Source organism: Roseomonas sp. GC11 (genome assembly GCF_024437745.1).
Lineage (GTDB): Bacteria > Pseudomonadota > Alphaproteobacteria > Acetobacterales > Acetobacteraceae > Pseudoroseomonas.
This window is the reverse complement of sequence record NZ_JANFNY010000034.1, coordinates 16,467-26,554: the sequence shown is the minus strand read 5'-3', so window position 1 is coordinate 26,554 and position 10,088 is coordinate 16,467. Positions and strand designations below refer to the sequence as shown.

Sequence of the window (10,088 nt, the reverse complement as noted above, 5' to 3'; positions counted from 1 at the left end):
CGCCAGATGGCGTTGCGCCAGGGCCAGGGGAAGGCGCGGGCTGGGCGTCTTTTTGAAGGAAAAGAGAAAGGGTTCTTTTTTGGAAAAAAGAACCAAAAAACTTTTCCAGTTTGGCTTCCCGCTGTGACGGGAGACGGCGGCAGCCTGAAAAAAATCAAACGTTCAATCTCGCCTGCCCCGGCGTGACGCCGAACGCCGCGCGATAGGCAGCGCCGAAGGCCGGGGCGCTGGCATAGCCCACCCGCGCCGCCACCTGGGCCGGGGGCAGGCCCTGGGCCAGCAGGGCGGCGGCCTCGGCCAGCCGCCAGTGCTGGCGCCAGGCGCCGAAGCTCATCCCCGTCTCGGCCCGGAAGTGGCGGGCCAGCGTGCGCGGGCTGGCGCCCACCTCGGCGGCCCAGCCCTCCAGCGTCAGCGGGCTGGCGGGGTCTGCCTGCAAGGCCATGGCGAGGCGGCGCAGCCGCGCATCCCGCGGCCAGGGCACGCCGAGCGGCAGGGTGGGGGCGCGGGCGATCTCGTCCAGGATCAGCGCGGCCAGATGGCCGGCGCGGCCGGCAGGGTCCCACTCTGGCGGCTCCTCGCAGGCGGCCAGGATCAGCTCCCGCAGCAGCGGGGAGACGGCCAGCACCGCCACCCCGGAAGGGCCAAGCCGCGCCGCGTCCTCCCGCAGGAAAAGGGCGCGCATGGCCACCATCCCCTGCGTCGCCACGGCATGCGGCAGGCCGGCGGGCACCCAGAGCGCGCGCCCCGGCGGCACGACGAAGGCGGCGGCGTCGGTGGTGATGCGCATCACCCCCTGGCTGGCATAGATGAGCTGGACGCGGCGATGGGCATGGCGCGGCGTGGCGCCGCCATCGCCATAGTCGCGCCGGAAGCCGGCCAGGGGGCGGTCCACCGCATCCTGCGGCAACTGGCTGTCGGGGATGATGAAGAAGGGCTTTTGGCCGCCTGCCGACATGATGTGGCCGGATGTCGTTTCCTGGCCAGGATATCCTGCCCGCCGGGAATGACCAAGGAGGCCGCGCCCGGCGCGGCCCCGCCACCGGATATGCGCGCCATGCCTGTCTCGCCTGCCACACGGCAGATCGTCTTCATCAACGCGGCCCATGGGCTGACCCATTTCTGCCTGCTGATCCTGGCCACCGCCGTGCTCGGCATGGTGCAGCAGGCGGGCGGGCTGTTCGGCACGGAATACGGGCCGATCCTGGCGCTCGGCACGGCGATGTTCGTCCTCTACGGCGTCGGCGCCCTGCCGATGGGCTGGCTGGCGGCGCGCTTCGGCCGGCGCAACCTGATGCTGGCCTTCTTCCTCGGCACGGGGGGCGGCATGGTGCTGGCGGGGCTGGCGGGCTCGGCCCTGGCGCTGGCGCTGGCGCTGGCGGTGATGGGGGGCTTCGCCGCCATCTACCACCCGATCGGCACCGCCATGCTGGTGGAGGCGGCGGGGGACCGGGTGGGCCGCGCCGTCGGGCTGAATGGCGTCTTCGGCAATCTGGGCGTGGCGCTGGCGCCGGTGGCCACGGCCTTCCTGGCCATCGTCCTGGGCTGGCGCTGGGCCTTCCTGGTGCCGGGGCTGCTCTGCATGGCGCTCGGCCTGCTCTATGCGCGGGAGCCGGTGGTGGACATGGCCGCCGCGGCGCGCGGGGCGAAGCCCTTTCCGGCCATTCCGCGCGCCGTGGTGCGCCGGGCGGTGGTGGTGCTGCTGGCCATCGCCGCGGCCTCGGGGCTGGTGTTCAACGCCTTCACCCTGCTGCTGCCGAAGCTGATGGAGGAGCGCCTGGCCGGCAGCCCGGAACTGCTGCCGGTGATCGGCGCCCTGGCCTTCCTGGTGACGCTGTGCGGCGGGCTGACGCAGTTCACCGTGGGCCGGATGATCGACCGCATGACGCTGAAGCGCGTCTTCCTGCCGATGGCGATGGTGCAGGTGCCGGCCATGCTGGCGCTGGCCTGGGCGCCAGGCTGGCTGGTGCTGCCGCTGGCCGCGCTGCTCGCCGCCTCCATCTTCGGGCAGGTGACGGTGAACGAGACGATGACGGCGCGCTACATCGCCCCGGCGCTGCGGGTGAAGCTCTATTCCGTGCGGTTCTTCGTGGGCTTCCTGGGGGCGGCGGCGGCCTCCCCGGTGGTGGGGCTGCTGCACGAGGCCACCGGCACCCTGGCCGCCACGCTGGTGGTGCTGGCGGGCTTTGGTTCCATCACCCTGCTCTGCGCGCTGTTCTTCCCGGACCGGGAGGAAGAGCTGAAGCCGGAAATGTGGGCGGTGGCGCCGGCTGAGTGAAAAGAAGATTATAAGAAAAACGTTCTTTTTTGAAAAAAAAGAACCAAAAAACTTTTTTCAGTCTGGCGTCCCGCTGTGCCGGGAGACGGCGGCAGCCTGAAAGAAAGTCTTTTTGCTTCTTTTTCTTCAGAAAAAGAAGATTCTGTCCTACCCTGCCTCTGGCCGCTTGAAAGCGCGCCCTGGGATGGGCTATGTGGCCGCCCGCACGCCGGCACCCCTGGAGGCCGGCGTGCTCGCGTTCGGGCATGGGCCCGGGCGTGCGGCGGGCGCCCCGGATCGGCGCCCATGGAAGCGGAGCTTTTCAGCAATGGTCCAAACCATTCGGATCGAGGCCGAGGCGCGCGAGCGGGCCGGTAAGGGGGCGGCGCGCGCGACTCGGAAGACGGGGCGTGTTCCCGCCGTCATCTACGGTGCGAAGCAGGAGGCGAGCCTGATCTCGCTCGACCCGCGCGACGTGATGAAGGAAATGCACAAGGGTGGCTGGCAGTCGCACCTCTATGAGGTTGCGGTGGCCGGTGGCGCCACGGTGCGCTGCCTGATGCGCGAGGTGCAGTTCCACCCCGTGAAGGACAGCCCGCTGCATGTGGACTTCCAGCGCCTGGCCCCCGGCCAGCTGATCCGCGTGAAGGTGCCGGTGGTGTTCCTGAACGAGAGCACCAGCCCGGGCGTGAAGGAAGGCGGCACGGTCAACAGCGTGCGCCGTGACCTGGAAGTCTGGTCGGACCCGGATGCGGTGCCCGAGCACTTCGAGGTCGATCTGGCCGAGGCCAAGATCGGCGACACGCTGCGCTGGTCCAACGTGATCGACCACAAGGGCACCAAGCCGGTGATCACCGGCCGTGACTTCGTGGTGGCCACGATCGCCCCGCCGAAGGTCGAGGAAGAGGTGGTCGTCCAGGCCGCCCCGACGCCGGCCCCGGCCAAGGGCAAGGCCGCCGGCAAGAAGAAGTAAGCCGGAGGCGTCGCGGTGCTGCTCTGGGTCGGTCTCGGCAACCCGGAACCGGGTCAGGCGCGGCACCGCCACAATATCGGCTTCATGGCGCTCGACGCCATCGCGCGCCGCCATGGCTTCACGCCGTGGCGGCAACGCTACAAGGGCCTCGTGGCCGAAGGCAGCATCGAGGGGCGCAGGCTCCTGCTGCTGAAGCCGCAGACCTACATGAACCTCTCCGGCGAATCGGTGCAGCCGGCGGCGGCCTTCCACAAGATCGCGCTGGCCGACATCACCGCCTTCCATGACGAGCTGGATCTCGCCCCCGGCAGGATCCGGGTGAAGAAGGGCGGCGGCGCGGCCGGGCATAATGGCCTGCGCGACATGGATCGCCGCCTGGGCGCGCCGGACTACTGGCGTGTGCGGCTGGGCATCGGCCATCCCGGCAGCAAGGAAAAGGTGACGGGCCATGTCCTCGGCAACTTCGCCAAGGTGGACACCTGGCTGGAACCCATGCTGGATGCGGTGGCGGAGGCCGCGCCCCTGCTTGCCCGTGGCGAGCCGGAAGCCTTCATGACCCGCGTGGCCCTGCTGACCCAGGAGAGCTGAGACATGGCGATGGAAGACGCGGCGGCCGATCTCGCCGCCGAGTTCGGCGGCCCCGGTCCCGAGGATATGGCCAATGGTGCCGCCGCGCTGGCCGCCGCCCTGCTCGCCCAGGCGCAGAGCCTGGCCGGCACCGCCGCCGCGCTGGAACGCAGCCGCACCGGCCACAAGAACGCCGTGGAGGCCGCCGCCGCCCGCGCCGCCCTGGCGCTGGCCATGGCGCAGGCCGTCTCCGAGGCCTGCGGCGCCGCCCGGGCCGAGATGATCGCCGCCTCCGCCCGCTCGCTCGAGGTCTCGCTGCCGGCGGCCATCACCCAGCTGCGCGCCGCGGCCCTCGCCCTGCCGACGGATGACGCCTCGGCGCGCATCGCGGCGGCGCAGATCTGCGCCGAGATCGCCGGCACCCTGGCCGGCATCCTGTAAGGCTTCTTCCCCGCCAGGGCTTTTCCCCTCCGGGCCACAAGGCCCGGGTCTGATCCCCCGGGCCTGTGGCCCGTGTCTGATCTCCCGGGCCGCCGGCCCGGGCCTGACCTTCCAGCGGGGGCGCGGCCCCCGCATCCCCGCCCGCCGCGGCGCAGGCTTTCCCCGCCGCGCGGCGCCTTTCTGCTCCGAGGACCGGCCATGGGCTTCAACTGCGGTATCGTCGGGCTGCCGAATGTCGGCAAGTCCACCCTGTTCAACGCGCTGACGCAGACCGCGGCGGCCCAGGCCGCCAATTACCCCTTCTGCACCATCGAACCGAATGTGGGCCGCGTCGCCGTGCCGGACCGCCGCCTCGACACCATCTCCCGGATCGGCAAGAGCCAGAAGATCGTCCCGACCAGCCTGGAATTCGTCGATATCGCCGGGCTGGTGCGCGGCGCCTCGCGCGGGGAGGGGCTGGGCAACCAGTTCCTCGCCAATATCCGCGAGACGGATGCCATCGTGCATGTGCTGCGCTGCTTCGAGGATGGCGACATCACCCATGTCGAGGGCAGCGTGGACCCGATCCGCGATGCCGACACCATCGAGACCGAGCTGATGCTGGCCGATATGGACAGCCTGGAGAAGCGCATCACCGGGCTGCAGAAGCGCGCCCGCGGCGGGGACAAGGAGGCGGCCGGGCAGCTCGCGCTGATCGAGCCCGTCCTGGCCGGGCTGCGCGACGGCAAGCCCGCCCGCGCCTGCATCCCCAAGGGGGAGGAGGAGGCGGCGAAGCGCCTGCAGCTGCTCACCTCCAAGCCCGTGCTCTATGTCTGCAATGTCGAGGAAGGCTCGGCCGCCACCGGCAATGCGCACAGCGCCCGGGTGTTTGAGCGCGCCGCCGCCGAGGGGGCCAAGGCCGTCGTCGTCTCCGCCGCCATCGAGGCGGAGATCAGCCAGATGGACGCGGCCGACCGGGGCGAGTTCCTGGAGGGGCTGGGCCTGGCCGATTCGGGCCTCGACCGCGTCATCGCCGCCGGCTACGGCCTGCTCGGGCTGATCACCTACTTCACCGTGGGGCCGAAGGAGGCGCGCGCCTGGACCATCCTGAAGGGGATGAAGGCGCCGCAGGCGGCGGGCGTCATCCATGGCGATTTCGAGCGCGGCTTCATCGCCGCCGAGACCATCGCCTATGACGACTTCGTGAGCCTGGGCGGCGAGCAGGGCGCCAAGGAAGCCGGCAAGATGCGGGTCGAAGGCAAGGAATACGTCGTCAAGGATGGCGACATCATGCTGTTTCGTTTCAACGTCTGATACATTCGCGGGTAGGGGCGGTGCCGTTTTCGCACTAGGGTTGCGTCCCGCCCGGCGATACAAGGGGGGAGCCTGGGGCGTGGCCCTGGGCTCCCCTTTTCCTTTGCGGGCCGGCCTCCGCCTTGCACCTCGACAGTGCCACCCTGCTGCTGGTCAGTACCTTGCTCAGCATTTTCCTGGGCGCGCTCTGGCTTGGCCTCTCGCTCGACCGGCCCAGCAGTTCCGGGCAGCGGGAATGGGGCATCGCCATCCTGATCCTGGCCGTGGCGGCGATGATGCTGGCCCTGCGCGGGCGGATCGCGGATTTCCTCTCGATCGACATCGCCAATGCGCTGAGCCTGGTCTCGATGGGCCTGTCCTGGTGCGGGGCGCGGCGCTTCGACGGGCGGCCCTGCCACCGCTGGGTGATGATCGCGCCGCCGCTGATCTGGCTGGCCCTGCGCGCCGTGCCGGGGCTGACCGATCTGGTCGAGGTGCGGGTCATCATCATGTCGGTGCTGGGCGGGCCGATCGCCATCGCGATCGGCTGGGAGTTCTGGCGCAACCGGCAGGAGAGCCCGACGCTGCGCGGCCTGCTCGGGCTGGCCTTCGGGCTGCAGGGGCTGTCGCTGCTGGTGGCACGGCCGACGCTGCTGCTCTTCTACGGCCACTGGACGGCGGGCAGCGCCTTCCCGACCGATTCGGCGGTCACCGTCGTGCTGCTGATCAGCATGATGCAGGGCACGGTGTGCAGCTTCGCCCTGCTGGCGCTGTTCCGGGAGCGTGAGGAGCGCCGGGCGGTGGCCGCCGCCGCCGCCGCCCAGGCCGCCGCCGAGCAGGCCAGCGCGGCGAAGTCGCGCTTCCTGGCCAGCATGAGCCATGAGCTGCGCACGCCGCTGAACGGGGTGCTGGGGCTGGCCCAGGTGCTGGCGCTGCGGGACGACCTGCCGGAGGCGGTGCAGGGGCATCTGGCGGTGATCGAGGGGGCGGGCCGCCACCTGCTGGCCCTGGTGAATGACGTGCTGGACCTGGCGCAGGTGGAGGCCGGGCAATTGACGCTGGAGCGCGCGCCGGTGCCGCTGCGCCCGCTGGCGGAGGGGGCGCTGGCGCTGGTCAGCCCGGCGGCGGCGCATAAGCGGCTGGAATTGCGGGTGGAGATCGCGCCCGGCTGCCCGGTGGCGGTGCTGGGCGATGCGCGGCGGCTGAACCAGCTTCTGCTGAACCTGCTGGGCAATGCGGTGAAATTCACCCCGCCCGGCGGGCATGTGGGGCTGTCCTTCCACCCGCTGCCGCGGGGCGGGCTGCGCTGCGAGGTGCTGGATAGCGGCCCCGGCATTCCCGCCGCGCAGCGCGCCCGGCTGTTCCGCGAGTTCCAGCGGCTGGAGGGCGCCAGCGCGGCGGTGGAGGGGCATGGCCTGGGGCTGGCCATCGCGGCGGCGCTGGTGGCGGCCATGGGCGGGCGGATCGGCGTGACCGCCGGGCCGGGCGGGCAGGGCAGCCGCTTCTGGGCGGAACTGCCCCTGCCGCCGGCGGTGCTGCGCCCGCGGCCCGCGGCGCCGGCCGTGCCGCCGGCCTTCGACACGGTGCCGCGCCACGTGCTGGTGGTGGATGATATCGGGGTGAACCGCGTGGTGGCGCAGGCGCTGCTCCAGGCGGATGGGCACCATGTTTCCCTCGCCAGCGGGGGGGAGGATGCGCTGGCCGTGGTCGCCACGGCCGATCCGCCGGTGGAGGTGGTGCTGCTGGACCTGCAGATGCCGGGGCTGGATGGCTGGGAGACGGCGCGGCGCCTGCGCCGCTGGCAGGCCAGCCAGCCCGTGCCGCGCCCGCTGCGCATCCTGGCGCTGAGCGCCGAGGTGGGGGAGGCGGAGCGCCAGGCCTGCCTCGCCGCCGGGATGGACGGCCATGTGGCCAAGCCGGTGGAGCGCATCGCCCTCCAGGCCGCGCTGGGCTGCCAGCGGCAGGCGCTGCCGGTGGCGGGCGGCTAGCGCCGCCTGCCCCGTTCCGGCGCGGCGGCCCTCAGGCGGGGCCGTCCCGTTCCACCGTGCCGCCATCCTGCCCGGCGCCGCTTTCACCCGGCGGGTTGCCCTCCCGCCGGGCGCCGTCGAGCAGGGCATTGCGGCGGGCCTCGGCCTCGGCATCGCGGGCGCGCTCGGCGCGGGTGCGGCCGAATTTCTCGCGGTTGGCGGCGGCTTGCCGGGCTTCCGCCTCACGCGCGGCCTGTTTGCGGCGGCGGTTGAGGTTGACGATCTCTGCCATGCCGCGAGGATAGGCGCCATGACGCCGCCGGGGAATGGCCCCGGCGGGGCCGCATCAGGAGGATGCATGCAGATCGAACTGGTCGCGGCCGACGGGCACCGGCTTTCCGCCTGGCGCACCGGGCCCGCGGACGCCTCCCGCGCCCTGGTGGTGGTGCAGGAGATCTTTGGCGTGAACCGCCATATGCGCCGCGTCTGTGAGCGATTCGCGCAGCAGGGCTATGCCGTGGTCGCCCCGGCCCTGTTCGACCGGGTGCGGCGCGGGGTGGAGCTGGGCTATGCGCCGGAGGATGTGAAGGAAGGCCGGGCGCTGCGCGGCGGCGTGGGCGAGGCGGAGACGCTGCTCGACATCGCGGCGGCGGCGGCGGCCCTGCCGGCGGGGGCGCGGCGGGGCATCATCGGCTATTGCTGGGGCGGCACGGTGGCCTGGCATGGTGCGACGCGGGGGGCGATGGGGGCGCCGGGCTTCGCCGCCGCGGTCGGCTATTACGGTGGCGGCATCGCCGCGGCGCGGGAGGAGGTGCCCGCCTGCCCCGTGCAGCTGCATTTCGGCGCGGTGGACCAGGGCATTCCGCTCAGCGATGTGGAGGCCATCCGGGCGGCGCGGCCGGAGGTGGAGGTCTTCGTCTATCCCGATGCCGGGCATGGCTTCGCCTGCGAGGAGCGCGGTTCCTACAGCCCCGTGGATACGGTGCTGGCGGAGCAGCGCAGCCTGGGCTTCCTGGCGCGCCACCTGGGCTGATGGGTGGGGGCTGATGGGCGGTTATCTTTCCCTGGCCGCGCTGCTGGTGGCCGCGCTGGTGGCGCTGCCGCTGTGGCGGACCCAGGGTTTTGGCAGCATGCCTTACGGCGTGCTGGCCTTCCTGGTCCTGGCCGCGCTGATCGTCGCCATCAAGGGCAGGGGCCGCGAGGACTGAGGGGGGCTTCCCTGAAGGCAGGGTTCCCCCCAAGGAAAATTTGGGGTGGCCCTGCCACCCCGGCGGAGGGGCCTGGGGAGGCGGCGCCTCCCCAGAAACTCCTGTCACGCCGCCAGTTCGAGCGGATCGAAGCGCCACGCGGTTTCGCCCGGCGCCGGCGGTGTCACCCACATGGGCAGGGCGTTGGGGGTGCGGACATTGGCCGGCAGCCCGGCCTCGGCGCGGAAGGCGCGCCACAGCGCGCCATGCGCCACCACCAGCACCGGCCCCGGCGCCTCCAGGCAGTGGTTGATGGCGGCCACGGTGCGGGCGCGCAACTGAGAAAAACTTTCAGCGCCCTCGGGCGTGAAGCGGCCTTCCACCCAGTCATCGAACCAGCCGGCCATGGGCTGGCCTTCCTGCACGCCGAAGGAAACCTCCCGCAGCGCGTCATGGATGGCGATGTCACGCCCGAGGACGCGGCCCACCGCCTCCGCCGTGTGGCGGGCGCGGCTGAGCGGGGAGGCGATGATGGTCGCGATCTCCTTCCCCGCCAGGGCCTTGGCCGCCCGCTCGGCCTGGGCGATGCCGACGCTGTTCAGCGGGATATCGACATTGCCCTGGGAGAGGCCGTGCGCGTTCCAGTCCGTCTCGCCGTGGCGGAGGAACCAGAAGGGCTTGCGGGTGAGCGGGGCGGCCCCGGCCATCAGGCCAGGCCCTCGGTGGCCAGGGCGCGCTGCACGGCCGGGCGGGCCATCATCCGCTCGAAATGCGCCTGCAGGCGGGCGGGCAGGGTGATGTTCATGCGCTTCACCGCCCAGAACTCGGTGAAGAACAGCGCCGAGTCGGCGATGGAGTAGCCGGAGGGCAGCACCCAGTCCGTGCCGGCCCAGAGCTTGTCCGCATTGGCGAAGCCCTTGGTGGCGAGGTCGAGGCCCTGGGCCTTCACCGCCGGGTGGTCGGCCTCGCTGGGGGCGAAGCGCGCCTGGTTGAACAGGCGGGAGAAGCCCTGCGGGTGGATGGTGCCGGTGGCGAAGTCCACCATCTCCAGCGCGCGGGCCTGGCCCTCGGCATCGGCGGGGAGCAGGCCGGCGGCGGGGTTGGTGGCGGCCAGCCAGAAGGCGATGGCGGTGTATTGCGTCAGCACCGAGCCATCGTCACGCACCAGGGTCGGCACCTTGCCCTTGGGGTTGAGCGCCTGGAATTCCGGCGTCAGCAGCGCGCCATCCTTGATGGGGGAGCGCACGGCCTCGAAGGGCTTGCCGATTTCTTCCAGGACAACATGAATGCCGAGCGAGCAGGCGCCAGGGGAGTAATACAGCTTCATCGCGTGGATCCCAATCTCCGGGCCGTGTGGCCGTCGGGCGCGAGGATCATCCGGCTGTGGGGAGGGCGCAAGCCCCCCGGGATTTCAAAGGGAAGTCGTT

The 10,088-nt window shown here is 71.6% G+C and carries 12 protein-coding genes; 8 read left to right on the top strand and 4 right to left on the bottom strand.

Annotated features, from left to right (window positions below; all coding sequences use genetic code 11):
* Positions 1–154 precede the first annotated feature (154 nt).
* Entirely contained in the window at positions 155–955 is an 801-nt protein-coding gene (locus NON00_RS12365; protein WP_256021316.1) for a helix-turn-helix transcriptional regulator, read from the bottom strand.
* A 99-nt stretch (positions 956–1,054) separates the two neighbouring features.
* On the opposite strand from NON00_RS12365, the gene NON00_RS12360 reads away from it, so the two are divergent.
* From NON00_RS12360 to NON00_RS12330, 6 genes are all read left to right on the top strand, one after another.
* Positions 1,055–2,275: a nitrate/nitrite transporter gene (locus NON00_RS12360; RefSeq protein ID WP_256021314.1), complete on the top strand. Its 1,221-nt coding sequence runs from the start codon at positions 1,055–1,057 to the stop codon at positions 2,273–2,275.
* Between the two features lie 307 nt (positions 2,276–2,582).
* Positions 2,583–3,227, top strand: coding sequence for a 50S ribosomal protein L25/general stress protein Ctc (locus NON00_RS12355; protein WP_256021311.1), 645 nt, complete (start codon positions 2,583–2,585; stop codon positions 3,225–3,227).
* A 15-nt stretch (positions 3,228–3,242) separates the two neighbouring features.
* Positions 3,243–3,815: an aminoacyl-tRNA hydrolase gene (gene pth / locus NON00_RS12350; protein ID WP_256021308.1), complete on the top strand. Its 573-nt coding sequence runs from the start codon at positions 3,243–3,245 to the stop codon at positions 3,813–3,815.
* Positions 3,816–3,818: 3 nt separating this feature from the next.
* Positions 3,819–4,235 carry a hypothetical protein gene (locus NON00_RS12345; RefSeq protein ID WP_256021306.1) on the top strand — a complete coding sequence of 139 codons (417 nt, stop codon included), beginning with the start codon at positions 3,819–3,821 and terminating at the stop codon, positions 4,233–4,235.
* A 198-nt stretch (positions 4,236–4,433) separates the two neighbouring features.
* Entirely contained in the window at positions 4,434–5,528 is a 1,095-nt protein-coding gene (gene ychF, locus NON00_RS12335) for a redox-regulated ATPase YchF (RefSeq protein WP_256021353.1), read from the top strand.
* 122 nt (positions 5,529–5,650) lie between these two features.
* Positions 5,651–7,495, top strand: a complete 1,845-nt coding sequence (locus tag NON00_RS12330) for an ATP-binding protein (protein WP_256021303.1) — start codon at positions 5,651–5,653, stop codon at positions 7,493–7,495.
* A 31-nt stretch (positions 7,496–7,526) separates the two neighbouring features.
* Here the strand turns inward: NON00_RS12330 and NON00_RS12325 are convergent, their stop codons facing one another.
* A complete protein-coding gene (locus tag NON00_RS12325) occupies positions 7,527–7,766 on the bottom strand; it encodes a DUF4169 family protein (RefSeq protein ID WP_256021301.1) in 240 nt (79 codons plus the stop codon).
* A gap of 66 nt (positions 7,767–7,832) precedes the next feature.
* Between NON00_RS12325 and NON00_RS12320 the strand changes: the two genes are divergently transcribed.
* Positions 7,833–8,507, top strand: a complete 675-nt coding sequence (locus NON00_RS12320; RefSeq protein ID WP_256021299.1) for a dienelactone hydrolase family protein — start codon at positions 7,833–7,835, stop codon at positions 8,505–8,507.
* A gap of 13 nt (positions 8,508–8,520) precedes the next feature.
* On the top strand, positions 8,521–8,682 hold the full coding sequence (locus NON00_RS12315; protein ID WP_256021297.1) for a hypothetical protein: 162 nt from the start codon (positions 8,521–8,523) through the stop codon (positions 8,680–8,682).
* A 104-nt stretch (positions 8,683–8,786) separates the two neighbouring features.
* Here the strand turns inward: NON00_RS12315 and NON00_RS12310 are convergent, their stop codons facing one another.
* Positions 8,787–9,368 (bottom strand): histidine phosphatase family protein, encoded by a 582-nt coding sequence (locus tag NON00_RS12310; protein WP_256021295.1) that lies wholly within the window; start codon positions 9,366–9,368, stop codon positions 8,787–8,789.
* Positions 9,368–9,988, bottom strand: a complete 621-nt coding sequence (locus NON00_RS12305) for a glutathione S-transferase family protein (RefSeq protein WP_256021293.1) — start codon at positions 9,986–9,988, stop codon at positions 9,368–9,370. The genes NON00_RS12310 and NON00_RS12305 overlap by 1 nt, the downstream gene beginning before the upstream one ends.
* Positions 9,989–10,088 lie beyond the last annotated feature (100 nt).

Excerpts from the sequence above, each read along its gene's own strand:
- NON00_RS12365 (WP_256021316.1), bottom strand. The coding sequence starts at position 955 with ATGTCGGCAGGCGGCCAAAAGCCCTTCTTCATCATCCCCGACAGCCAG.
- NON00_RS12360 (WP_256021314.1), top strand. The coding sequence starts at position 1,055 with ATGCCTGTCTCGCCTGCCACACGGCAGATCGTCTTCATCAACGCGGCC.
- NON00_RS12355 (WP_256021311.1), top strand. The coding sequence starts at position 2,583 with ATGGTCCAAACCATTCGGATCGAGGCCGAGGCGCGCGAGCGGGCCGGT.
- NON00_RS12345 (WP_256021306.1), top strand. The coding sequence starts at position 3,819 with ATGGCGATGGAAGACGCGGCGGCCGATCTCGCCGCCGAGTTCGGCGGC.
- ychF (WP_256021353.1), top strand. The coding sequence starts at position 4,434 with ATGGGCTTCAACTGCGGTATCGTCGGGCTGCCGAATGTCGGCAAGTCC.
- NON00_RS12325 (WP_256021301.1), bottom strand. The coding sequence starts at position 7,766 with ATGGCAGAGATCGTCAACCTCAACCGCCGCCGCAAACAGGCCGCGCGT.
- NON00_RS12320 (WP_256021299.1), top strand. The coding sequence starts at position 7,833 with ATGCAGATCGAACTGGTCGCGGCCGACGGGCACCGGCTTTCCGCCTGG.
- NON00_RS12315 (WP_256021297.1), top strand. The coding sequence starts at position 8,521 with ATGGGCGGTTATCTTTCCCTGGCCGCGCTGCTGGTGGCCGCGCTGGTG.
- NON00_RS12310 (WP_256021295.1), bottom strand. The coding sequence starts at position 9,368 with ATGGCCGGGGCCGCCCCGCTCACCCGCAAGCCCTTCTGGTTCCTCCGC.
- NON00_RS12305 (WP_256021293.1), bottom strand. The coding sequence starts at position 9,988 with ATGAAGCTGTATTACTCCCCTGGCGCCTGCTCGCTCGGCATTCATGTT.